The 24,875-nt window shown below is 43.1% G+C and carries 24 protein-coding genes and 1 riboswitch; of the genes, 23 read left to right on the top strand and 1 reads right to left on the bottom strand.

Going from position 1 to position 24,875, the window contains the following annotated elements; genetic code table 11:
• The first annotated feature begins 168 nt into the window (after window positions 1-168).
• Window positions 169-271, top strand: a riboswitch (SAM riboswitch).
• 116 nt (window positions 272-387) lie between these two features.
• The 8 genes from C6W18_RS10295 (at window position 388) to C6W18_RS10260 (ending at window position 6,248) form a co-directional block, all read left to right on the top strand.
• Complete coding sequence (locus C6W18_RS10295) at window positions 388-492, top strand: DUF2292 domain-containing protein (protein ID WP_369810469.1); 105 nt, start codon at window positions 388-390, stop codon at window positions 490-492.
• Window positions 493-537: 45 nt separating this feature from the next.
• Window positions 538-1,239, top strand: coding sequence for a phosphoadenylyl-sulfate reductase (locus C6W18_RS10290; RefSeq protein WP_105927517.1), 702 nt, complete (start codon window positions 538-540; stop codon window positions 1,237-1,239).
• Between the two features lie 13 nt (window positions 1,240-1,252).
• Entirely contained in the window at window positions 1,253-2,317 is a 1,065-nt protein-coding gene (cysP, locus tag C6W18_RS10285; protein WP_105927516.1) for a sulfate permease, read from the top strand.
• A gap of 57 nt (window positions 2,318-2,374) precedes the next feature.
• The gene (gene sat, locus C6W18_RS10280) at window positions 2,375-3,511 is read left to right on the top strand and encodes a sulfate adenylyltransferase (protein WP_034317899.1); all 1,137 of its coding nucleotides are present in this window, start codon (window positions 2,375-2,377) and stop codon (window positions 3,509-3,511) included.
• Window positions 3,512-3,525: 14 nt separating this feature from the next.
• Complete coding sequence (gene cysC, locus C6W18_RS10275; protein ID WP_034317896.1) at window positions 3,526-4,119, top strand: adenylyl-sulfate kinase; 594 nt, start codon at window positions 3,526-3,528, stop codon at window positions 4,117-4,119.
• Window positions 4,120-4,147: 28 nt separating this feature from the next.
• Window positions 4,148-4,903, top strand: coding sequence for a uroporphyrinogen-III C-methyltransferase (gene cobA / locus C6W18_RS10270; RefSeq protein WP_105927515.1), 756 nt, complete (start codon window positions 4,148-4,150; stop codon window positions 4,901-4,903).
• Window positions 4,904-4,978: 75 nt separating this feature from the next.
• Window positions 4,979-5,764 carry a sirohydrochlorin chelatase gene (locus C6W18_RS10265; RefSeq protein ID WP_105927514.1) on the top strand — a complete coding sequence of 262 codons (786 nt, stop codon included), beginning with the start codon at window positions 4,979-4,981 and terminating at the stop codon, window positions 5,762-5,764.
• Window positions 5,745-6,248: a precorrin-2 dehydrogenase/sirohydrochlorin ferrochelatase family protein gene (locus tag C6W18_RS10260; protein ID WP_105927513.1), complete on the top strand. Its 504-nt coding sequence runs from the start codon at window positions 5,745-5,747 to the stop codon at window positions 6,246-6,248. The genes C6W18_RS10265 and C6W18_RS10260 overlap by 20 nt, the downstream gene beginning before the upstream one ends.
• Window positions 6,249-6,278: 30 nt before the next feature.
• Here the strand turns inward: C6W18_RS10260 and C6W18_RS10255 are convergent, their stop codons facing one another.
• Window positions 6,279-7,988: an Rqc2 family fibronectin-binding protein gene (locus C6W18_RS10255; RefSeq protein WP_105927512.1), complete on the bottom strand. Its 1,710-nt coding sequence runs from the start codon at window positions 7,986-7,988 to the stop codon at window positions 6,279-6,281.
• A gap of 165 nt (window positions 7,989-8,153) precedes the next feature.
• Between C6W18_RS10255 and C6W18_RS10250 the strand changes: the two genes are divergently transcribed.
• From C6W18_RS10250 to rpe, 15 genes are all read left to right on the top strand, one after another.
• On the top strand, window positions 8,154-10,829 hold the full coding sequence (locus tag C6W18_RS10250) for a calcium-translocating P-type ATPase, SERCA-type (RefSeq protein ID WP_034317883.1): 2,676 nt from the start codon (window positions 8,154-8,156) through the stop codon (window positions 10,827-10,829).
• A gap of 83 nt (window positions 10,830-10,912) precedes the next feature.
• The gene (locus C6W18_RS10245) at window positions 10,913-11,788 is read left to right on the top strand and encodes a YicC/YloC family endoribonuclease (protein ID WP_105927511.1); all 876 of its coding nucleotides are present in this window, start codon (window positions 10,913-10,915) and stop codon (window positions 11,786-11,788) included.
• A 76-nt stretch (window positions 11,789-11,864) separates the two neighbouring features.
• Window positions 11,865-12,134 carry an extracellular matrix/biofilm regulator RemA gene (gene remA / locus C6W18_RS10240; RefSeq protein ID WP_008344898.1) on the top strand — a complete coding sequence of 90 codons (270 nt, stop codon included), beginning with the start codon at window positions 11,865-11,867 and terminating at the stop codon, window positions 12,132-12,134.
• Between the two features lie 9 nt (window positions 12,135-12,143).
• Window positions 12,144-12,758, top strand: a complete 615-nt coding sequence (gene gmk / locus C6W18_RS10235) for a guanylate kinase (protein WP_034317877.1) — start codon at window positions 12,144-12,146, stop codon at window positions 12,756-12,758.
• A gap of 3 nt (window positions 12,759-12,761) precedes the next feature.
• Window positions 12,762-12,965 (top strand): DNA-directed RNA polymerase subunit omega, encoded by a 204-nt coding sequence (rpoZ, locus tag C6W18_RS10230; protein WP_003211647.1) that lies wholly within the window; start codon window positions 12,762-12,764, stop codon window positions 12,963-12,965.
• A 117-nt stretch (window positions 12,966-13,082) separates the two neighbouring features.
• Window positions 13,083-14,300, top strand: a complete 1,218-nt coding sequence (coaBC, locus tag C6W18_RS10225; RefSeq protein ID WP_105927510.1) for a bifunctional phosphopantothenoylcysteine decarboxylase/phosphopantothenate--cysteine ligase CoaBC — start codon at window positions 13,083-13,085, stop codon at window positions 14,298-14,300.
• Window positions 14,297-16,705: a primosomal protein N' gene (gene priA / locus C6W18_RS10220; RefSeq protein WP_105927509.1), complete on the top strand. Its 2,409-nt coding sequence runs from the start codon at window positions 14,297-14,299 to the stop codon at window positions 16,703-16,705. Before coaBC ends, priA begins: the two co-directional genes overlap by 4 nt.
• A gap of 15 nt (window positions 16,706-16,720) precedes the next feature.
• Window positions 16,721-17,203, top strand: coding sequence for a peptide deformylase (def, locus tag C6W18_RS10215; RefSeq protein ID WP_034317869.1), 483 nt, complete (start codon window positions 16,721-16,723; stop codon window positions 17,201-17,203).
• Between the two features lie 5 nt (window positions 17,204-17,208).
• Window positions 17,209-18,162: a methionyl-tRNA formyltransferase gene (fmt, locus tag C6W18_RS10210; RefSeq protein ID WP_105927508.1), complete on the top strand. Its 954-nt coding sequence runs from the start codon at window positions 17,209-17,211 to the stop codon at window positions 18,160-18,162.
• A complete protein-coding gene (gene rsmB, locus C6W18_RS10205) occupies window positions 18,149-19,492 on the top strand; it encodes a 16S rRNA (cytosine(967)-C(5))-methyltransferase RsmB (RefSeq protein ID WP_105927507.1) in 1,344 nt (447 codons plus the stop codon). The genes fmt and rsmB overlap by 14 nt, the downstream gene beginning before the upstream one ends.
• 3 nt (window positions 19,493-19,495) lie before the next feature.
• Window positions 19,496-20,578, top strand: coding sequence for a dual-specificity RNA methyltransferase RlmN (rlmN, locus tag C6W18_RS10200; protein WP_105927506.1), 1,083 nt, complete (start codon window positions 19,496-19,498; stop codon window positions 20,576-20,578).
• Between the two features lie 3 nt (window positions 20,579-20,581).
• Window positions 20,582-21,352, top strand: coding sequence for a Stp1/IreP family PP2C-type Ser/Thr phosphatase (locus C6W18_RS10195; protein ID WP_105927505.1), 771 nt, complete (start codon window positions 20,582-20,584; stop codon window positions 21,350-21,352).
• Window positions 21,346-23,301 carry a Stk1 family PASTA domain-containing Ser/Thr kinase gene (gene pknB / locus C6W18_RS10190; RefSeq protein ID WP_105927504.1) on the top strand — a complete coding sequence of 652 codons (1,956 nt, stop codon included), beginning with the start codon at window positions 21,346-21,348 and terminating at the stop codon, window positions 23,299-23,301. The genes C6W18_RS10195 and pknB overlap by 7 nt, the downstream gene beginning before the upstream one ends.
• A gap of 12 nt (window positions 23,302-23,313) precedes the next feature.
• Entirely contained in the window at window positions 23,314-24,210 is an 897-nt protein-coding gene (rsgA, locus tag C6W18_RS10185) for a ribosome small subunit-dependent GTPase A (protein WP_105927503.1), read from the top strand.
• Between the two features lie 3 nt (window positions 24,211-24,213).
• Entirely contained in the window at window positions 24,214-24,864 is a 651-nt protein-coding gene (gene rpe / locus C6W18_RS10180) for a ribulose-phosphate 3-epimerase (RefSeq protein ID WP_105927502.1), read from the top strand.
• Window positions 24,865-24,875 lie beyond the last annotated feature (11 nt).

The raw sequence follows: 24,875 nt of genomic DNA, 5'->3' as shown, positions 1-24,875 counted from the left end.
TCTATCACGCTGAAAAAAAGAAAAAGGTCTAAAATAAAAATCATTTTAGACCTTTTTCTTTTGGTTAAAAATAGTAAAATAGACTCAAATTTAAATAAAAACTAATCCTATCAATAAAGTCGGGTTGACTTTTGTTTGAATTGTGTTAATATTTAATACAAATTAAAACTCTTATCCAGAGAGGTGGAGGGACTGGCCCGATGAAACCCGGCAACCTGCGATTCGCAAGGTGCTACTTCCTGCAAAATGATTCTATTTTGAAAGATAAGGAAATCGTGAGCTTCCTCATCTTTCTTTCGGACTGAAAGAAAGTTTTTTTATTTTAACGGTGAGGAGGAAGAGGAGATGGAAGTGAAACAAAACCAGGATGAGGACTTAGTGAAGCACATGCAAGAACTGATTGGGGATATGAAATTCGGTTCGATTACGTTGATTGTTCAGGACGGTCAAGTGATTCAAGTGGAAAAAAACGAAAAAATTAGATTGAAGTAGTGCGGAGAGTAGCAATATGAACGGTACTCCGGAAGGGGAGAAACAATGTTAACTTACGAAAATTGGCAAGAGCCGTCCATTACATTTCAAGAGGACGATTTGTATAAAGGGGCCCTATCTGTGCTGAAATGGGCGTACGGTCATTATGGTGATCAGCTCGTTTATGCATGCAGTTTTGGCATTGAGGGCATTGTCCTGATTGATCTTATTGCGAAAGTAAAAAAGGATGCGAGAATTGTTTTTTTAGATACAGGTCTGCATTTCAAGGAAACGTACGATACAATTGATGCGGTAAAGGAAAGATACCCCGGATTAGACATCGTTCTGAAAACACCTGAATTGACAGTTGAACAGCAAAACGAGCAGCATGGTGAAAAATTATGGGAAACAAATCCCCAAAGCTGCTGCCATATGCGCAAGGTCATTCCTTTGCAAGAGACACTATCTGGCTATCCGGTATGGCTTTCTGGCTTAAGAAGAGAGCAGTCACCAAAACGAGCAGGTACGAACTTTTTAAATAAGGATGAAAAATTCAAATCAGTAAAAGTATGTCCACTCATTCACTGGACGTGGAAGGACATATGGAGATATGCATCTAGAGAGGATCTTACTTATAATCCGCTGCATGACCAAGGATACCCAAGTATCGGCTGTGCACCGTGTACACAGCCAGCATTTACTGCGGATGATTTGCGTTCTGGCAGATGGTCAGGTACAGCAAAGACAGAGTGCGGATTACATGAGTAAGGGAGCATAATGTATGGAAATCGCCGCAATTTTATTTAGTTTATTCTTTGCTTTAAACATAGGCGCAAGCGGAGCAGCTGCTTCTATGGGCATTGCATATGGGTCAGGTGCAATTAAAAAGCCCATCTATGCACTCAGCGTTTGTGCAGTTGGGATTTTAGCAGGTTCAGTGATTGGCGGCGGTGAGGTCGTCAAAACGATCAGCTCTGGTATTATGCCAGAATCTGTGATTACACTTGAAATTGTTTGTATCATCATTGGTTCTGCCGCATTATCACTCTTCATAGCAAATCTGATGGCGATCCCTTTATCAACAAGTGAGGTCACAGTAGGGGCAGTGGTCGGTGTTGCTGTCGCATATAAAGTGTTATATGTGAAATCTATTTTAGTCATTGTGGCCTTTTGGATCATCATTCCAGTTGTCGCTTTTGTTTTTACCTTTGTTGTAGTCAAAATCATCAGAATGTTCCCTAAACGCAGGTTATCTAAAAAAGGCACAGCGATCTTGTCAGTCTTGCTCATTATCAGTGGATTTCTAGAGGCATTTTCAGCCGGCATGAACAATGTCGCCAATGCGGTCGGTCCGCTTGTCGCCTCAGGTGTGTTGTCTGTTGGGCAAGGAACGCTTTACGGCGGAATCTTCGTCGCAATTGGTGCCCTTTTACTTGGCAGAAGGGTGCTAGAAACAAACGGAAAGAAAATCACCCGCTATCAAACGGGTGAAGGGATTTTGTTATCGAGTACCGGTGCTGGACTCGTCATCGTCAGCTCTATTTTTGGGCTGCCAGTTCCACTTACTCAGATCACTTCCTCGTCCATTATTGGACTTGGGATGGCAAAGGGTGGACCTAACATTTTTCATAAACATATCGTGAAAAAGATGTTGAAGGTTTGGGTTGTGTCACCCTTTTTATCACTCAGCCTATCGTATCTGCTGGTGAGCCTTTTCTTAAAAGGCGACTATTACTCTATCTTTATCATGATGAGTGTACTGCTTGCCTCACTTGGTGCGCTGAGTCTGATGAAGGCAGTCAAAAATGAAAGCAGCTCTATTCATGAGCAGGGCGGCGGGATTTAACCATAAATCCGACTATTAACATCTAATAAATATGAACATTGAGAGGAAGATGAACAAATGAGTTTAACACCACATGGTGGCGTATTAATTAATCGAGTAAATGAAGAATATGATCTTAGCACGGCTGCAAAGGAAATCGAACTAGATGCGATCTCCTTTGCAGACCTTGAACTCATTGCAATTGGCGGATATAGTCCAATTGAAGGGTTTTTAACAAAAGCTGATTATGAAGCAGTTGTGAGCAGTATGCGACTAGCAAGTGGTGTCGTTTGGTCTCTTCCTATTACGCTGCCAGTCACAAAGGAAAAGGCAGCTGAGATCAATCAAGGTGATATAGTGCGTCTATCGTACAATGGAACAGTATACGGGATTATTGAAGTAGAGGATCAATACACACCAGATAAGGAAAAAGAAGCTGTGAATGTGTATAAAACAGATGACCGCGATCATCCAGGCGTGAAAAAATTATTTGAACGCGGTGACACGTATATTGGTGGTAAAATTACACTGACGAAACGAAGCGAAAAACCGTTCCCTCAATTTACGTATGAGCCAGAAGAAACAAGAAAACATTTTAAAGAAAATGGATGGAAAACAATTGTTGGTTTCCAAACGAGAAACCCCGTTCACCGTGCCCATGAATATATTCAAAAGACAGCACTGGAAACAGTTGATGGTTTATTTTTAAATCCACTTGTTGGTGAAACAAAATCCGATGATATTCCAGCAGATGTGAGAATGAAAAGCTACCAAGTATTATTGAACGGTTATTATCCAAAAGATCGCGTCTTTTTAGGTGTTTTTCCTGCTGCAATGCGTTATGCTGGACCAAAGGAAGCGATATTTCATGCGCTTGTTCGCAAAAATTATGGCTGCACACATTTTATTGTCGGAAGAGATCATGCAGGTGTTGGTGATTATTACGGCACATACGAGGCGCAGGAGTTATTTGATCAATTTACAAGTGAAGAAATTGGCATCACTCCGTTAAAATTTGAACACAGCTTCTACTGCAATACATGTGAAGCGATGGCAACACCAAAAACATGTCCGCACGATAAAAGTGAGCATGTCATTCTTTCAGGTACAAAGGTTCGAACGATGCTGAGAAACGGTGAATTACCACCAAGTACGTTCAGCCGAAAAGAAGTCATTGAAACATTAATCGAAGGATTAAAAACGACGGTATCTTAAAGGGAGGGTATGACATGAGCAACGAACATATCGTGTGGCATGATTCATCTATTACAAAAAAAGAATATCAACAGAAAAACAATCATACAAGCGGCATCATCTGGCTCACAGGTCTTAGTGGATCAGGTAAATCAACGATCGCAAATGCAGCGGCTAGAGAGCTGTTTGAACAAGGCTACCAAGTAACAGTCCTTGATGGAGACAACGTACGACATGGACTCAATAAAGATTTAGGGTTTTCAGATGACGACAGAAAAGAAAATATCCGGCGCATCGGAGAAGTGGCGAAATTATTTGTTGAGCAAGGGACCATTGTCATCACAGCTTTTATTTCTCCGTTTCAAGAGGATCGCCAAATTGTCAGACAGTTAGTCGAAGATGGGGAATTTCACGAAGTGTTTGTGAAATGTGATCTGAACGTGTGTGAAGAACGTGATCCAAAAGGATTATATAAAAAAGCCAGAAACGGCGAAATTCCATTTTTCACTGGAATTGATTCACCGTATGAAGAGCCAGCTGCGCCTGAGCTTGTCCTAGATACAGGTGAATTGTCTCGCGAGGAGTCCAAACAGCGCCTCGTTGATTATGTAAAGGGAAGAGCGAAATAATCGGCTGATGGCAGGGGGAGAAAGCACGATGGGGAAAGTATACATTGTTGGTGCCGGACCGGGTGATCCAGACTTAATTACATTGAAGGCCCATAAGGCAATACAGCAGGCAGATGTCATTTTATATGATCGTCTCGTCAATCAAGAGATTCTCGCCCACGCCAAACCGGAGGCGGAATTGATCTATTGCGGCAAGCTGCCAAATCATCATACGATGAGACAGGAAGCCATCAATGAAGCGCTTGTGACTCATGCAAAGAAAGGGAACGTTGTCGTTCGTCTGAAAGGCGGCGATCCCTTTGTATTTGGCCGCGGCGGTGAAGAAATTGAATGCTTAGCTGAGCACGGGATTCCGTATGAGGTCGTCCCTGGGATTACCTCTGGTATTGCAGCGGCTGCTTATGCGGGCATTCCGGTGACGCACCGTGAATTCAGCTCAAATGTCGCTTTTGTCACAGGACATTATCAAAAGGATGAACATTTTGAAGAAAAGTGGGAGGCGCTGGCAACGGGAATTGATACTCTTGTCATATACATGGGCGTCAAAAACGTGGAAAGAGTGCAGCGGCTTCTTTTGAAAAATGGGCGGAACCCTGAAACACCAGCTGCGTTTATTCACTGGGGAACCACTACGAGGCAAAAGACGACTTGCTGCACTGTGGCGACGCTGTCTGAAACCGTTGAAAAAGAAGGAATCGAGCATCCAAGTTTAATTGTTGTAGGGGATGTGGTTCATTTTCATCAAAAGCTGAATTGGTTTGAACCCGCATTAATCGAGAAATGAGAACGAAAGAGAAAAGACACGTACATACATCGTGTCTTTTCGTCTGATCAAAACAGGGTGAGAGGGAGGAGCCAAATGAAACAAGCTGTACTTTATGTTGGGCATGGAAGCAGGGTAAAAGAAGCACAAGATAAAGCCATTTCTTTTATGAAAAGCTGTATGCCGTTAGTAGAAGCGGATATACAAGAAATTTGTTTTTTAGAGTTGACGGACCCTTCTATAGAAGAAGGATTTGAGACTTGTGTGAAAAAAGGAGCAACACACATTGCGATCGTCCCGCTCCTCCTTTTAACTGCCATGCATGCAAAATCAGATATCCCAGTCGAGATTGAAAAAGTACAAGAACGTTACCCGCAAGTGAAAGTGACATACGGAAAACCAATCGGGGTGAATCAAGAAGTTACGAAAGCTGTTGTCGCAAGGATTGAAGAAGCTGGATATCAAGGCGAGAGAGCACGGATTCTTTTGATTGGCCGCGGAAGCTCTGATCCAGATGTGAAGCGAGATGTGTTTGGCATTGCGGGCGATGTTCGAAGCCTGCTCCCTCATGCAGAGGTTCTTCCATGTTTTATTACGGCATGTGAGCCAAATTACCGAGATGTTCTTGCGCAGTTAACAGCAGATGACGATACGCCTGTGTATATCGTTCCTTACCTATTGTTTACGGGCATTTTAATGAAAGAGATTGAAAGTGAGGCCGTTCAGGCGAGAGAGCGACTTCAGGATGTACGAGTATGCCGGTATATTGGCTTTCATCCGCATGTGAAAGCCGCTTATATTGAACGCGTGCAAGAAACCATTTTAAACAAAGAGGATGCGTTCCGTTTTCAAGGAGAAAGCCATGCTTCCAGTCCATCTTGATCTAACGAATAAACAAGTGCTCATCGCCGGCGGCGGACTGGTAGCGGCAAGAAGGGCGAGTGCGCTATGCATGGAGCCTTGCCGCATAACCGTCGTGAGTCCTGACATTAGTGATGAAATGGCCCATCTGATTGATACATATGAGCTGAATTGGAAGGAAAAGAAGGTGAGCGCTGAAGATTTGGAGGATGCATTTTTCATTGTTGCTGCAACAAACGACCCTTCGGTGAACGAATGGATTGCGCAAACAGCGCTGCCGCATCAGCTTGTCAACTGTGTGAGCCAATCAGAGCTAGGCAATGTGATTATGCCAAAGGTTGTCAAAGCAGGGAAAGTGATGATTTCAGTATCGACGAGCGGCGCAAGCCCAGCCCGGACAAAACAGCTGGCTGCGGCAATCGAGACCTTGCTTGAAAAAGAAGATGTAGACGCACTTGAAGCCCTCTATATAGAAAGAAAAAAACGACAAAGAAAAAGCCGATAAAATCCTTAGATGAGATTTTATCGGCTTTTTTTATTTTCGCAGCTTTAAGACAACATCTTCATCAGGCGTCACAAATAATGTTTGCTGCTGATCATACGTAACAAAGCCCGGCTTTGCTCCGTTTGGTTTTTTCACATGACGGATTTTCGTATAATCGACAGGCACGGAGCTGGATTCTTTTGCTTTAGAGAAGTAGGCAGCAATTTGAGCCGCTTCATGCAATGTTTGTTCATCTGGTGTTTGATGACGTATGACGACATGTGACCCAGGAATATCCTTTGTGTGCAGCCAAATGTCATCACGAGCAGCAGCCTTTGTGGTCAAATACTCGTTTTGTTTGTTATTTTTCCCGACTAAAATGGGAATGCCTTGAGAAGATTCATACGATTCAAGCTGGATGGCCGCCGTTTTTTTCTTTTTGGCGTGACGCTTTTGTTTGGCGCGCAAATATTTCCCTTCAACAAGCTCTTCTCTCATTTCCTCTAAATCTTTTGGCGAGGCCGAGGACAGCTGCTGGGTCAGCTCTTCAAAATAATTAATTTCTTCATGTGTTCGCTTAATTTGTTCATTTACAGCCTCAACTGCATTTTTTGCCTTTTGATATTTTGTAAAATACGCCTGCGCATTTTCAGAAGGGGTTTTGTTTGTTTTTAGCGGGATCGTCATTTCTCCGCCTTCTTCATCGTAATAATTGATGACAGTCGCTTCTTTATCCCCTTTTTTTATGGCATATAAATTGGCTGTTAACAATTCACCATAGAGCTGATATTTATGCGCATCTTGAGATTCTTCAAGGGTTCTTTTTAGTTTTTTAAGCTTGTTTTCATTTTTCTTCTTTTCATTCGCGACAAACCGTTCAAGGTCAGCCGCCTGTTGTTTTACTCTATCCCTTTCAGCTTTTCCAAAATAAAAGCGGTCAAGCAGCTGGCTGAGAGAATCGAACGTCTTCATTTCGCCATTTACATGCTGGAGTTCTAATAAATAGAAATACTCTTTGCCGTCTTTTCTTGTGACCTGCGGTGTAAAAGAATGCGTCCGAATGAGCTGGAACATGTCAAGTAATGTATTTGGGATCGTTGCCTGGTTGGCAAGACCGGCCCTGTGAACAGCTTCCTTTGCAAACAGCGGGGAAACCCCGGAGAATGTATCGACAATTTGATTCGTGATTTTTCCTTCTTGAAAGCGCAAATGCTTTAAAATATCATCCTTCGTCACTTCAAATGGATTCAATTTTTGCTGTGCAGGCGGCAAAAGGTATTCATGACCTGGCAGCACCGTTCGATAGCTGTTCACAGATGGAGAAAGATGTTTTAGTCCATCGATGATCTGCTGCGTTTCGTCCTCTACAAGAATCAAATTACTGTGCCGTCCCATGATTTCGATATAGAGCTTCCGCGTTTGTTCATCGCCAATTTCATTTCGGCTTCGCACATGGAGCACAATGACCCGATCAAATCCAACCTGTTCGAAACGTTCAATAAATCCGCCCTCAAGATGCTTTCTGAGGAGCATACAAAACATTGGGGGTTCGCTTGGATTGTCATAATGATGCTCAGTGAGCTGCACTCTCGCATAGCTCGGATGAGCCGATAAAAGGAGCTTATGATTCTTCCCGTTTGACCGGATATGAAAAATCAGCTCGTGCTTATATGGCTGATGTATTTTGGAAATTCTCCCGCCGGTTAATGTTTCTTGCAATTCATTTGTCATACCGTATGTAAAAATGCCGTCAAATGACATGTTGGATACACCCTCTTCTTTCACACAAATCTACTGAAAGAACCTTACATTTTCTCGTTCTTTAGGCAGTCTTATTATTATAGCATGATTTAGGACGAGTCTGAATAAACTGGCTTATAGAACACTGCATATGAGAGAGAACAAAAGAGGAGTGGACGAGGTCAAATGAATTGGCATGAACTGAACCAAACCGATTTATTAAAAACAATGAATACATCGATAGGTGACGGACTGTCAGAAAAAGATGTGCAAAAGCGGCTTGAAAAACACGGGCCAAATGAATTGCAGGAAGGGAAAAAGGCGTCGGCTTTCATCATCTTTTTAGCGCAATTTAAAGACTTTATGGTCTTAATTTTGCTTGCGGCAACAATTATTTCTGCCTTTTTAGGAGAATACATTGATGCTGTGGCGATTGTAGCGATTGTTCTGATTAATGGTGTACTCGGCTTTTATCAAGAACGCCGGGCGGAAAAATCCCTTCAAGCGCTAAAGGAATTATCGACTCCTCATGTGTATGCAAGGAGAAACAATGAGTGGGTCAAGATCCCGTCTAAGCACCTCGTACCAGGGGATATTGTGAAGTTTTCGAGTGGAGACCGGATTGGGGCGGATATTAGATTACTAGAAACAAAGAGTTTAGAGATCGAAGAGTCAGCTCTCACTGGTGAGTCCATCCCAGCGGTCAAACATGCAAGTCCACTTTCACGAGACCATGTCTCGCTAGGAGATTTGACGAACATGGCCTTTATGGGGACGCTTGTCACTAGAGGAAGCGGCGTTGGGGTTGTCATCGGGACAGGAATGAATACAGCCATGGGACAAATTGCCGGCATGCTGGATGCTGCAGGTAATATGGAAACACCACTGCAAAGACGTCTCGAACAGCTGGGGAAAATCCTGATTGTTGCTGCTTTATTCTTAACTGTACTCGTTGTTGTTCTTGGCGTGGTACAAGGACATGATTTGTATCATATGTTCCTAGCGGGTGTATCTCTTGCTGTTGCTGCGATTCCAGAAGGACTGCCGGCGATTGTAACGGTCGCACTTTCCTTAGGTGTGCAGCGGATGATCAAACAAAAATCAATTGTCAGAAAGCTCCCAGCGGTGGAAACGCTCGGCTGCGCGTCGATCATTTGCTCAGATAAAACAGGGACAATGACGCAAAATAAAATGACGGTAACACATGTGTGGGCAGAGGGAAAAACGTGGAATATTTCTGGCACGGGCTATGAGCCGTCTGGTGATTTCACCTTAAATGGAGAACTTGTCCATGTTGACAAACATCCAAGCCTGCAAAAGGTTTTATTATATGGTGCGCTTTGTAATACATCGACCATTGTTGAAAAAGATGGGGAGATGAGGCTTGATGGAGATCCGACAGAGGGCGCACTTTTAACCGCAGCACGTAAAGCAGGCTTTACAGAGCAATTCATAGAAACTGGGTTTCACGTCGTAGAGGAGTTTCCTTTTGACTCAGAAAGAAAAATGATGTCAGTCGTTGTCGAAACGAATCAAAGAGAGCGGTATGTCATTGCAAAAGGTGCGCCAGATGTACTGATGGACCGTTCAAGTCATATCATGCACGGCGGACGCACAGCCTCATTTTCAACAACTCATCGACAAGAAACAGAAGCTGCGATTCAAGGCCTAGCAAGACAAGCGCTTAGAACCATTGCGATTGCGTATAAAAAAGTCGGTTTGACAGAAAAAATCACATCTGTTCAGCAGGCCGAAACCGATCTAACATTTATCGGATTAGAGGGCATGATTGATCCACCTCGTCCTGAAGTCAGGCGAGCGATTAAAGAGTGCAGGGATGCTGGCATTAAAACTGTGATGATTACAGGGGATCACGTGGAAACAGCCAAAGCCATCGCAAAAGACTTGAGCCTTTTACCGAAGCAAGGAAAGGTACTTGACGGGAAAGCGTTGGACCAGCTGAGTGACAAAGAGCTTGAACAAATGGTTGAAAATGTATACGTCTTTGCCCGGGTATCCCCGGAACATAAGCTGAGAATTGTGAAGGCCTATCAAAAAAATGGTCATATTGTGGCGATGACAGGTGATGGGGTCAATGATGCGCCCGCAATTAAACAAGCAGATATCGGAATAGCCATGGGCATCACAGGAACAGACGTAGCAAAAGAAGCATCTTCCCTTATTTTACTTGATGACAACTTTGCGACCATTAAATCCGCTATTAAAGAGGGCCGGAATATTTACGAAAACATTCGCAAATTTGTCCGCTATTTGCTCGCATCAAATGTTGGAGAAATTTTGGTCATGCTGTTTGCGATGCTCCTTGCGCTTCCGCTCCCACTCGTTCCTATTCAAATTTTATGGGTAAACCTTGTGACAGATGGACTCCCAGCTATGGCACTTGGGATGGATAAGCCAGAAGGCGATGTCATGAAGAGGAAGCCGCGGAACATGAAAGAGGGCATATTTGCTAGGGGGCTTGGCTGGAAGGTCATATCAAGGGGATTCCTCATTGGGCTTGCCACTCTGTTAGCATTTATGTTTGTGTATCACCGCGATCCAAACGAACTGCAATATGCACAGACTGTCGCATTTAGTACGCTTGTTTTGGCGCAGCTCATTCATGTATTTGACTGCCGTAGTGAACGGTCTATTTTTGAACGTAATCCATTTGGGAATTTCTATTTAATCGGTGCTGTTTTATCATCACTTCTTCTGATGTTTGTGGTCATTTATTATCCGCCGCTTCAGCCGATTTTCAAAACAGTGGCAATTGCACCAATTGATTGGCTACTGATCATCGGTATGTCCGCACTGCCAACTTTTTTACTGGCAGGATCACTTTTGACAAGAAAAAAATAATTCGTTATGGTATAATTTTGAGGTAATAGTGTCTGCTATTACCTTTTTCATTTTATTAATATGAAAGAATTGGGTGTTTTGACATGATACGCAGTATGACGGGATTCGGCCAAGCGAGTAAAACGGATGGAGAACTGACAGTGTCAATCGAGCTAAAATCGGTCAATCACCGTTTTAAAGAGGTTCATGCCCGTTTGCCGAGGCCGCTTTTATATTTTGAAGATACATTAAAAAAGATCATTCTTCGTCACGTGCAGCGCGGTAGAATCGAGCTGTTTGTCACGATTGAAGGTGGCAAATTAGCAAGCCGGTCTTTACAGATCGACTGGCCGCTGCTTGATGAATACATGAAAGCCTCAAAAGACCTCGAGGAACGTTATCACATCTCAGGCATTCAGCATGCACATGACTTACTTGGGCTGGAGCATGCGGTTCAGGTAGAAGAGTCGGTCAGCCGAAATGAGCAGCTAGAGCATTTGCTGATAGACGCTTGTGAGGCTGCTGTCAAGGAGCTTTGCTTCATGAGAGAGCAAGAAGGGACATCACTACAAAAAGACTGTGAACTGAGGCTCTCTGAACTAGAAGCCTATACAGAAGAAATAAAAGTCTTTGCACCAGAGGTTGTGAGTCAGTACAAAGAACGATTGAATCAAAGATTGCAAGAATGGATCGGAGAGGCGCTTGACGAAAGTAGATTGACGACAGAGGCTGCCATCTTTGCTGATCGCTCTGACATTACAGAAGAGATCACAAGATTAAAAAGTCATTTTCAGCAATTTCAGCAAATCTTGACGCAAGGCGGGGCTGCCGGCCGAAAACTTGACTTTCTTGTACAGGAGCTCAACCGTGAAGTGAACACCATTGGATCGAAAGCGAACCATCACCATTTAACAAAGCTGGTGGTCGAAATGAAAAGTGCTATTGAAAAAATAAAAGAACAAGTGCAAAATATAGAATAGTCATTGTGTATGCTGTTTACAGTGCGTCTCTTTCGGCGAGACTAGAGACGTTTATATTACAGGGGGACGAAAGAAGATGACCATAAAGTTGATCAATATCGGATTTGGAAACATCATTTCAGCGAATCGGATGATTTCGATCGTCAGTCCGGAATCAGCACCGATTAAACGAATGATACAAGACGCAAGAGATCGAGGCATGCTCATAGATGCTACATACGGAAGAAGAACCCGTGCTGTTGTCATTATGGACAGTGACCATGTCATCTTATCTGCCGTTCAGCCTGAGACTGTCGCGCAAAGACTTTCTGTAAAAGAAGAAATCATAGATGAAGGGCAGGGGTAATACGCCATTATGAAAGAAAGAGGACTTTTAATCGTTCTCTCTGGACCTTCGGGAGTTGGAAAAGGAACGGTCAGACAAGCCATTTTCTCCCAGGAAGATACGAAATTTGAATACTCTATTTCTGTTACGACACGCAAACCGCGTGAAGGTGAAAGAAATGGTGTCGATTATTTCTTTAAAACCAGGGAAGAATTTGAAGATATGATTGAAAACAAAAAGCTGTTAGAATGGGCAGAATATGTCGGGAATTACTACGGCACACCTGTTGACTATGTAGAACAGACACTGAGCGAAGGAAAAGATGTTTTCCTTGAAATCGAAGTGCAAGGTGCACTTCAAGTAAGAGAAGCTTTCCCGGAAGGTCTTTTTATTTTCCTTGCACCGCCTAGTCTTTCAGAACTTCAAAACCGTATCATTACTCGCGGTACAGAATCTGAGGAACTCATTCGAAATCGAATGGCCGCTGCAAAAGAAGAGATTGAAATGATGGATGCTTACGACTATGTCGTTGAAAATGATGATGTCGAGCTTGCTTGCGAAAGAATCAAAGCGATCGTCCTTGCAGAGCACCTGCGAAGAGACAGAGTCGCACCAAGATATAAAAAAATGCTGGGGGTAGAATAAACGATGTTAGATCCTTCAATTGACTCATTGATGAACAAACTTGATTCAAAATATACACTTGTGACAGTGTCTGCACGCCGTGCACGTGAAATGCAGATCCATCAAGATCAGCAAATCGAAAACACAAAGTCTTACAAATTTGTAGGAAAAGCACTTGAAGAAATCGACGCTGGTCTTTTGACATTTGAAAAAGAAGATCAAGAATAACACATCGCTTCTGCAATGCAGATACGATACGTTCAAAAAAGTCAAAACTATGATTGGTTTTGACTTTTTTGAATTGTAGACGAATTTGTGAAAAAGGCCGTTAAGGGGGACAAACAAATGTTACAGTCAAAAAATATTTTGCTCGGCGTCAGCGGAGGAATCGCCGTATATAAAGCAGCTGCACTCACTAGTAAACTCGTACAGGCGGGCGCAAATGTAAGAGTGATTATGACGGAATCTGCTCGTGAGTTTGTGTCTCCGCTTACCTTCCAAGCCCTATCTCGACAAGAGGTTTATGTGGATACATTTAAAGAGAACAATCCAAGAGTCATTGCGCATATTGATGTAGCTGACTGGGCCGATCTCATTCTCGTTGCTCCTGCAACAGCACATACGATTGGTAAAATGGCTGCAGGACTTGCAGATGATATGCTCACAACCACCTTGCTTGCTTCAACAGCTCCTGTATGGATCGCACCGGCTATGAATGTGCATATGTATGATCATCCAGCTGTGAAGCGGAACATTCGCACATTATATGAAGATGGATACCGGTTTATTGAGCCAAGTGAAGGTTATTTAGCTTGTGGCTACATTGGAAAAGGGCGTTTAGAGGAGCCTGAAAAAATTGTTGAACACATTCGTGCGTTTTTCGAGGAGCCAAAAAACTTGCCGCTTTCTGGTAAAAAAGTCGTGGTGACAGCAGGTCCTACACGAGAAGTGATCGATCCTGTTCGTTTCTTTACAAATCGTTCTACTGGGAAAATGGGCTATGCCATTGCAGAAGCTGCCCAGCAAATGGGGGCTGATGTCACGCTTATTTCGGGCCCTGTTTCTTTGACTGCGCCTGACCATGTAGACGTGGTACACGTTGAATCGGCAGAGGACATGTATCAGGCTGCTTTAGATGTGTACGGGGAGGCAGACCTTGTCATTAAATCAGCAGCTGTTGCCGATTACACCCCTGTCACGACATATCCTCATAAAATGAAAAAGCAAGATGGCGCACTGGAAATTGAATTCACGCGGACAAAAGATATTTTAAAAGAGCTGGGGAAAAGAAAAGAGCATCAAGTACTTGTCGGTTTTGCAGCTGAAACGCAGGATGTAGAATATTATGCGAAAAAGAAAATCGAATCCAAGCATCTAGATATGATTGTTGCCAACAATGTAACAAAAGAGGGTGCAGGCTTTGGCACAGACACAAATGTGGCAGCGATTATCAAAGCAGACGGAACAAAAAAAGAGCTGCCGATGATGAGCAAAAAAGACCTCGCTTTTGAAATCTTAAAGGAGGCAAAACAGCTGTTGCCAAAAGAGCGTGATCGAGCATGATTGCTGAAGTCATAGTGGATGTCACAACGAAAGCCATTGATCGGCCATTTGATTACCGTGTACCTGATCGGTTCAAAGATCTCGTCAAAGCGGGGATGAGGGTGGTCGTTCCCTTTGGCCCGAGGAAAATTCAAGGATTTGTGACAAAAGTTAAAGATGTAACAGACGTAAAGACAGGAAACATCAAGGACATTGTGGATTTATTTGATTTATCACCTGTTCTGACAGATGAGCTAATGGAGCTTTCCCACTGGCTGACGGAAAAAACATTGTCCTATCATATTACGGCTCTGCAATCCATGCTGCCTGCAGCCATGAAGGCCAAATATGAAAAAGAAATTCAGGTGTTATCAGATGAAGAACTTCCGCAGTCATTGAAAGAGCTTTTCGGTCAGCAAGAAAGCATACTTTACGCTGACATCCCGCCTGAACAACTGAAGTACATTCAAAAGCATGTCCAAAAAGGTCATCTAGAGGTGAGATATCATGTCTCTCAAAAATCTGGAAAGAAAAAGGTACGCATGCTTCAGGTCGTCGTTTCGAAAGAAAAACTTGAAGAAAAGCAGCAGCAGCTAAAGAAAAATGCGGTGAAACAAAAGGCATTGCTCTCCTTTTTACTTCAAGCGAGTGACACCACTTTTTTAGCGAAAGACTTACAGCTGCAAACAGGCGCTAGTTCTCAAACGCTTAAAACCTTTATTCAAGAAGGGCTGTTAACAGAAAGCTATGAAGAGATCTATCGAGATCCTTATGCAGACAGGGAGTTTAAACAATCTGATTCCCTCGATCTCACGACAGAACAAGCAGAAGCAGCGAAACACATTCATCAAGCAGTGAGTGATGAACAGCACGAAACCTTTCTGCTGCACGGGGTGACAGGAAGCGGGAAAACGGAGATTTATTTGCAGACCATTGACCATGTACTTCAAAAGGGAAAAGAAGCGATCGTTCTTGTTCCTGAAATCTCATTAACCCCTCAAATGGTTCAGCGGTTTAAAGAACGATTTGGCTCAAGTGTGGCTGTTCTTCATAGCGGATTATCGACAGGGGAAAAATATGATGAGTGGCGGAAAATTCACCGCAAGGAAGTCAAGCTTGTCGTGGGAGCAAGGTCTGCTGTTTTCGCTCCATTTGAAAATCTAGGAATGATTATCATAGATGAAGAGCATGAATCTTCCTACAAACAAGAAGAGATGCCCCGTTATCATGCCAAGGACGTCGCAATTGAACGAGCAAGACGGCACCAATGTCCAGTCGTATTAGGCAGTGCAACACCTTCCCTTGAGTCCTATGCGCGTGCGAAAAAAGGTGTGTATACATTGCTGACGCTAAAGCAACGCGTGAACCAGCAGCAGATGCCGCACGTCTCGTTAATTGATATGAGGGAAGAATTAAGGAACGGCAACCGGTCTATGTTCTCAGAAGAATTAATGCTCAGGTTAAAAGAAGTGCTTGAAAGGAAAGAACAAGCCGTCTTATTTCTGAATAAAAGAGGCTATTCATCCTTTGTGATGTGCCGTGATTGCGGATATGTGGAGCAATGTCCTCATTGCGAGATTTCCCTTACCTATCACCGTTATCAAAAACGGCTGAAGTGTCACTATTGCGGTCACGAAGCCCCGGTACCTGTTGAATGTCCAGAATGCCACAGTGAGCATATTCGTTATTTTGGTACAGGTACGCAGCGAGTAGAAGAAGAGCTCACAAAGGTTTTGCCTGAGGCGAGGGTGATCCGAATGGATGTAGATACAACCTCTCGAAAAGGCGCTCATGAAAAACTTCTTACCTCATTTGGCAACAAAGAAGCGGATATTCTACTCGGTACGCAGATGATCGCAAAAGGCTTAGACTTTCCAGATGTCACACTTGTCGGTGTACTGAGTGCGGACACGTCCCTTCATATCCCTGATTTTCGTTCAAGTGAAAAAACATTTCAACTTCTCACGCAAGTCAGCGGCCGGGCAGGGCGCCATGAAAAAACGGGCTCAGTCATTATTCAATCGTATACGCCTTCTCACTATAGTATTGAATTAACCAAGCAGCATGACTATGAAGCCTTTTATGAGCAGGAGATGCTGCATCGTCGTCATCAGTCCTATCCGCCATTTTATTTTTTGGCCATGGTGACTGTATCACATGAAGAAGTGACGAAGGCAGCGCATGTCGCGGATCAAATTGTCCAGTTTCTGAAAATGAACTGTGCACCGAATACAAGAATCCTTGGTCCAGCTGCATCACCGATCGCTAAGATCAAAGATAGATATCGATATCAATGCGTGATAAAATACAAAAGGGAAAATGAACTGGCAAGTTTACTACGGAAAATACAAGATCATTATCAAAAAGAAATGGAACAAAAACAGTTGATGATTTCAATAGATATGAATCCATATATGATGATGTAAAACGGAGGGCTTTAAGTGGCAATAAAACCAATAGTCATACATCCGGCAGAAGTGCTTGAACAAAAGGCAGAGCCTGTCGATACGTTCGATAAAAAGCTCAAAAAACTGCTCGATGACATGTATGATACAATGCTTGAGCTAGATGGAGTCGGACTAGCAGCACCGCAAATCGGTATTTCAAAAAGAATTGCCGTTGTAGATATAGGGGAAGAATCTGGCAGAATTGATTTAGTGAATCCCGAGGTTCTTGAAGTAAAAGGAAGCCAGACTGACATTGAAGGCTGCTTGAGCTTTCCATCTTTATACGGCACTGTAGAAAGACCCAATCATGTGAAGGTGAAAGCCTTTGATAAGAAAGGCAAACCATTTACAATAGAAGCAGAAGGATTTTTAGCAAGAGCCTTATTGCACGAAATTGATCATTTAGACGGCATATTATTTACGTCGAAAATCATTCAAACCTATACAGAAAAAGAACTTGTGGAAATGGAAGGGTGAAGAAAATGGCACGTATTGTATTTATGGGAACCCCTGATTTCTCAGTACCTGTGCTGCAAACACTGATAACAGAAGGATACGAAGTCGTAGGGGTCGTCACGCAGCCGGATCGCCCGAAAGGCAGAAAACGAGTGCTCACGCCGCCTCCTGTGAAAGTGGAAGCCTTAAAGCATGGTATCCCTGTTTTGCAGCCTGAAAAAGTGCGCCTTGATGAAGAAATCGATAAAGTGCTTGCATTAAAGCCAGATTTAATTGTAACAGCAGCATTTGGACAAATTTTACCAAAAAGGTTACTAGATGAACCTGAATTTGGCTGTATCAATGTTCATGCTTCTTTGCTACCAGAGCTAAGAGGCGGCGCGCCGATCCATTATGCGATCCTGCAAGGCAAAAAGAAAACAGGCGTGACCATCATGTACATGGTTGAAAGACTCGATGCAGGTGACATGATTAGTAAAGTAGAAGTAGAAATTGATGAATTAGACAACGTTGGGACATTGCATGATAAATTAAGCATAGCAGGCGCCGCATTGCTAAAAGCTACTGTTCCAAATGTGCTGAACCGGTCCATCTCTCCGATTCCGCAAAATGAAGAGGCAGCAACCTACGCACCTAATATTAAGCGGGAACAAGAAAGGGTAGACTGGACAAAAACCGGAGAAGAGCTTTACAACCAAATACGCGGCTTAAATCCATGGCCAGTTGCCTATACTGAATGGAACGGCGCTCATTTAAAAGTTTGGGAAGCGAAAAAAGTTCCGCTTCATGCGCAAGAAGAACCTGGGAAAGTGATTGAGCTTCAAAAAGAAGGACCGGTCATTGGAACTGGCAATCAGCAAGGCCTTTTATTAACAAGTGTGCAGCCGGCTGGAAAGAAAAAAATGACCGGCGAAGACTTCTTAAGAGGCGCAAATATCGAAATTGGACAGAAATTAGGGTTAATGAATGAAGAAAAGTAATGTGAGAGAAGTAGCGCTGGACGCTTTAATCAAACTCGAACAAAACCAAGCTTACAGTAATTTGCTTTTGCAGTCAGTCATGAAAGATAAGGATCTGGCAGATCAGGACAAACCACTGTTAACAGAGCTTGTGTACGGTACACTGCAAAATAAGCTGGCACTAGATTACATGCTGGCGCCCTTTGTGAAAAAACCGCAAAAGGTGGCCCCGTGGGTCATGCAGCTTTTGCGTATGTCTCTTTATCAAATGGTCTACCTTGAAAAAATTCCAGATCGTGCAGCCATTCATGAAGCAGTCGAGCTAACGAAAACGCGCGGGCATAAAGGCATATCTTCACTTGTGAACGGCGTACTTCGTTCGGTACAAAGAGAAGGCGTTCCGGCATTTGATGCAATCAAAGATCCTGTAAAAAGGCTCTCGATTGAGACAAGCCACCCACTATGGCTCGTAGAGGAATGGGTTGAGGCGTATGGCTTTGAAGCAGCTGAAAGCATGTGCCGCATTCATTTAGTGCCGCCAAAGCAAACTCTTCGTGTCAATCGAATGAAAACCGATCGCATGGCCTTACAGAATGAACTGATGGATGCCGGTATTGAAACAGAGCTTGGCGACTTATCTGAGGATGCACTGAAGCTCATGAAAGGATCCATCGTATCAACTCCTTCTTTTCAAGAAGGCTTTGTGACCATTCAAGATGAAAGCTCAATGCTTGTCGCAAGAGCACTAAACCCTCAGCCGGGAGAAACGGTGCTTGATGCCTGCGCGGCTCCTGGCGGCAAATCAACACATATTGCAGAGCGAATGAACGATGAGGGGAACATTGTTTCACTTGATTTACATGAACACAAAGTGAAACTCATTAACCAAGCAGCAAAGCGTCTGCACCTTACTCACATTGAGGCAAAAGCGCTTGATGCAAGAAAAGCAGCTGACTATTATAGCGAAGCTTCGTTTGACCGTATTCTAATTGATGCACCGTGTTCTGGTTTTGGCGTCATTAGACGAAAACCAGATATGAAATATACTAAGTCTCCAGAAGACTCAGCAAGGCTTGCGATAATTCAGCAGGCCATCTTGAACGAAACAGCCTCGCTTCTAAAGCCGGGCGGAACCCTTGTATATAGTACATGTACAATGGATCCAACAGAAAATCAACAAGTGATTCATGCGTTTTTACAAGAACACCAAGACTTCGAACCCGATCTATCTCTTAATGAACGGCTGCCTGAGCAGGTTGCTCCGTTTGTTCAAAACGGAAGTGTGCAAATTCTTCCTCATTATTTCGGAACAGATGGTTTCTTTATTTGCAGCATGAGAAAGAAGGGATAAAAAATGACAGAACAAAAAGTAAGAAAAGAACTGAAAACGGACATGCCGTCGATCTACTCATTTGAGCTTCACGAAATCAAAGAATGGTTAAAAGAACATGGTGAAAAGCCTTTCCGTGCAGCCCAAATTTTTGAATGGCTTTATGAAAAACGTGTGACATCCTTTGATGAAATGTCTAACCTTTCAAAGGAATTAAGAGAAAAATTGAAGGATCAATTTGCAATCACCACATTAAAAACAGTGATCAAACAAACATCTCAAGATGGAACGATCAAGTTTTTATTTGAATTACATGATGGCTATACAATTGAAACAGTGCTCATGCGTCACGAGTACGGCAACTCTGTGTGTGTGACCACGCAGGTCGGCTGTAGAATTGGCTGTACATTCTGTGCATCGACACTTGGCGGCTTGAAGCGAAACCTTGAAGCAGGTGAAATCGTTGCCCAAGTATTGAAAGTGCAGCAGGCGCTTGATGAAACGGATGAGAGAGTTAGCTCTGTTGTCATCATGGGTATCGGTGAACCGTTTGATAACTTTGAAGAAATGCTGGCATTCCTAAAAATCATCAACCATGACAATGGCCTAAATATTGGCGCGCGTCATATTACTGTCTCAACAAGCGGGATCATTCCAAAGATCTATCAATTTGCTGATGAGCAAATGCAAATCAACTTTGCCGTGTCATTGCATGCACCAAATACAGAAATTAGAAGCCGCTTGATGCCGATCAATAAGGCATATAAGCTGCCAAAATTAATGGAAGCCATTGAATACTACATTCAAAAAACGGGTAGACGTGTCAGCTTTGAATACGGCCTGTTTGGCGGAGTCAATGATCAAGTTCATCACGCGGAAGAACTTGCTGATTTATTAAAAGGAATCAAATGCCACGTGAACCTCATTCCGGTGAACTATGTCCCAGAGAGAGATTATGTGAGAACACCAAGAGAACAAATCTTCCTATTTGAAAAAACGCTGAAAGAAAAAGGGGTAAACGTAACGATTAGACGAGAGCAAGGCCATGACATTGATGCTGCTTGCGGTCAGCTAAGAGCGAAGGAGCGTCAGGAAGAGACGAGGTGACGAATGTTGATAAGGGCAGCCTTTCTAACCGATACAGGAAAAGTCCGTCAGCATAATGAAGATGATGCAGGTATTTTTGAAGCAAAAGAAGACACCCTTCTAGCTGTTGTAGCAGATGGAATGGGAGGTCATCTTGCTGGTGATGTGGCCAGCAAGATGGCAGTTTCTTCTTTAAAAGAATACTGGGAAGCAACATCTTCAATTCCAAATAAACCAGCCGAGCAAGAAAGCTGGTTAATCTCAAAAATTAGTGAAATTAATGACCAAGTATATGAACATGCGAGAAACAATGAGGAGTGCCAAGGAATGGGGACGACCATTGTTTGTGCGCTCGTTCATTTGCAAACGGTCACAATTGCCCATATTGGAGACAGCCGCTGCTACTTACTAAGAGAAGGAGCACTCACCCAATTAACGGATGACCACTCGCTTGTCAATGAGCTTGTGAAAACAGGTGAGATTTCAAAAGCGGATGCAGAATATCATCCAAGAAAAAATGTGCTCACGAAGGCATTAGGAACAGATAAACATGTTCAAATCGATGCACGCACCTTTGAAGTTGATCCAGGAGATCAAATCCTGCTTTGCTCAGATGGATTATCGAATAAAGTAGAAGAAGAGAATTTGATTCATATCTTAACGCAAACGACCGCACTGGATGAAAAAGTAACAGCGTTAATTCAAACAGCGAATGACAACGGCGGTGAAGATAACATTACAGCAGTACTGTTAGAAATCTCCTCCAAAACAGAGGAGGGTGACAGCAAGTGTTGATCGGAAAAAGGATCAGCGGCCGTTATCAGATTCTTCGCGTCATAGGCGGAGGCGGAATGGCAAACGTTTATTTGGCGGAGGATATGATTTTAGATCGCGAAGTAGCGATTAAAATTTTACGGTTTGACTTTGCAAGCGATGATGATTTTATTAGACGGTTCCGTCGAGAAGCACAATCAGCAGCAAGCTTAGATCATCCGAACATTGTCAGCATCTACGATGTAGGAGAAGAAGATGACATTTATTATATTGTCATGGAATATGTCGAGGGAATGACGCTGAAGGAATACATACATGCCAATGGGCCGCTTCATCCGAAAGAAGCCGTTCGCATTATGGAGCAAGTCGTTGCGGCGATGGAAGAAGCCCATGCGAAACAGCTCGTCCACCGGGACATTAAGCCTCACAATATATTAATAGACAACATGGGGAATATCAAAGTCACTGATTTTGGAATTGCCATGGCACTCAGCTCAGCGACCATTACCCATACAAATTCAGTCCTAGGTTCCGTGCACTATTTATCTCCAGAACAAGCACGCGGAGGTCTTGCAACAAAAAAGTCAGACATCTATTCACTTGGAATTGTGCTCTATGAACTTATCTCAGGACGCATGCCGTTTGAAGGGGAATCAGCGGTTAGTGTCGCGCTGAAGCATTTGCAATCAGAACCCCCATCTGTGAGAAGATGGAATCCTTCTGTTCCACAAAGCGTGGAAAACATCATTTTAAAGGCGATGGCCAAAGATCCATTTTATCGATTTGAAGATGCATCTGAAATGCAAAAAGACTTAAAAACAGCCTTCGACCCTGCAAGACTAAAAGAAAAACGTTTTGTCATTGAAGAAGATCATGAAGCAACGAAAGCCATCCCAATCATCCAAGATCATCAAGTCGGTCAAGACAATGAAAAAACAGCCGTCCATCCTGCTCAAAAACCGAAGAAAAAAAAGAAACAAAAACCGAAAAAGAAACGAAAAAAATGGCCTTGGGTTGTGGCATCGATCTTATTCATTCTGACAGCCGCGACGATTTTAGCCATCACTGTGTTTCCAGGGTTACTCTTTCCAAAAGATGTTGAGGTCACAGATGTATCGGGCATGACGGTTGAAAAAGCAGAAGACACCTTGAAGAAAGCTGGATTTACCATCGCTTCTGAACCAATTGATATCGCTGATGAGAAAATTGAAAAAGGACTTGTCGTCAAAACAGATCCGAAAATCGGCACAAAGGTAAAAGAAGGAACAGAGATTCAGCTTTACCAAAGTACAGGCAAAGAAAAGACCGAATTACCTGATGTAACAGGCGAAAAGGTCGAGAAAGCAAAAGAATTATTAGAGAAAAAAGGGTTTAAGCAGGTCGTCGTGGAGGAAGTGAATGATAATGACACCGAATCAGGGCTTGTCATGGAACAGAAACCTTCAGCGAATACAGAGCTTGTCGCAGCAGATGAAGAAGTGACTTTGACAGTCAGCATAGGCCCTGCCGATATTACATTACGGGATTTAACGACGTATAGTAAACAGGCAGCATCGAATTATTTAGAGGATAATGGTTTAAAGCTCGATGAAAAAGAAGCGTATTCTGATGATGTGCCAAAAGGTGAGGTCATGAAGCAGGAACCAGGAGCGGGAACTGCTGTCAAGCCAGGTGATACGGTCAAAATCACATTCTCTCTTGGACCGAAGAAAAAACCGGCCAAAACAGTAACTGAAAAGATTGCGATCCCATATGAACCAGAAACGGAAGGGCAAGAAATGAATGTCCAAATTTCCATTGATGATGCAGAGCATAGCATTTCTGATTTATATGAAACCTTTAAAATCACTGCACCAACCGAACGCACCATTAAGTTTAAGATTGAACCAGGTCAAAAAGGATATTATCAGGTGACGGTTGATGATAAAGTAGTGAGCTCCAAAACGATCGAATACCCTGATGATGAATAAAGGAGGGACTTTATGCCTGAGGGCAAAATTATTAAAGCATTAAGCGGGTTTTATTATGTACTGGATGAGTCTCGAGAAAGTGGAAAAGTGATTCAGTGCAGAGCGAGAGGCATTTTTCGAAAAAACAAAATAACACCTCTTGTTGGAGATTATGTCGTTTATCAAGCAGACAATGATAAGGAAGGCTACGTATTGGAAGTAAAAGAGCGAACAAACGAACTTGTTCGGCCGCCTATCAGTAATGTCGATCAAGCGGTGCTTGTTTTCTCAGCGACAGAGCCAACCTTTAGCACATCGCTTTTAGACAGATTTTTAGTGCTTGTTGAAGCCAATCATATAGAGCCGATCATCTGCATCACAAAAATTGACTTGCTGAAAACAGAGCAAGAACGCAAAACCATTCAAGCATATGCAGAGGACTACAGGCAAATTGGATATGACGTTCATTTAACATCTACAATCGAGGGGGACGGAATTGAAAAACTAACCCCACACTTTCATCATAAAATGACTGTATTTGCAGGTCAGTCTGGTGTAGGTAAGTCCTCACTTTTAAATGCGATGAGCCCTGATTTGGCGCTGAAAACAAATGATATTTCATCCCATCTTGGCAGGGGGAAACATACGACAAGACATGTGGAACTCATTCGTACAGCTGAAGGACTCATTGCAGATACACCTGGCTTTAGCTCACTCGAATTTACAGGCATCGAAGCGGAAGATTTAGGTCTGTACTTTTTAGAAATCAGAGAGCGGAGTTCTGATTGTAAGTTTAGAGGATGTTTACACGTGAAAGAGCCTGGATGTGCGGTAAAAGATGCGGTAGAACATGAGCAAATCAGAAAGTATCGCTATCAGCATTATTTAGAGTTTTTAGCTGAAATCAAAGACAGAAAGCCGAGGTACTAAATCATGGTTTATATTGCCCCTTCCATTTTATCAGCAGATTTTGCTAATTTGGAGAAAGATATCCGTGATGTTGAAAAAGGTGGAGCGGATTATATTCATATCGATGTCATGGACGGCCATTTCGTACCGAATATCACATTTGGACCGAATGTAGTTGAAGCGATCAGGCCGCATACACATCTTCCGCTGGATGTTCATTTAATGATTGAACAGCCAGACCGGTATATCCCTGCATTCGTAAAAGCAGGCGCTGACATCATTTCTGTCCATGTGGAAGCGTGTCCGCACTTGCACAGAACCATACAGCACATGAAGGAGCAAGGCGTAAAAGCAGGCGTCGTCCTGAACCCACACACTCCCGTTTCTCAAATTGAGCATGTATTAGAGGATGTGGACCTTGTGTTATTCATGACGGTGAATCCTGGTTTTGGTGGACAGGCGTTTATTCCATCTGTCCTCACTAAGGTAAAAGAACTAAAGACACTTAGTGAACAAAAGGGCTTAACCGATTTACTCATTGAAATAGACGGCGGTGTCAATGTAGAAACAGCAAAGAGCTGCAAAGAAGCAGGCGCTAATTTACTTGTAGCCGGCTCAGCGGTATACGGTAAAGACAACCGCGCAGCAGCCATTCAGGCGATTCGAGAAGCGTAAAGAAAGGAACC

Origin of the sequence: Bacillus sp. LLTC93 (assembly GCF_002993125.1) — a bacterium.
GTDB classification, from domain to species: domain Bacteria; phylum Bacillota; class Bacilli; order Bacillales; family Bacillaceae; genus Bacillus; species Bacillus zhangzhouensis.
This window is presented reverse-complemented; position numbering and strand designations above follow the sequence as displayed.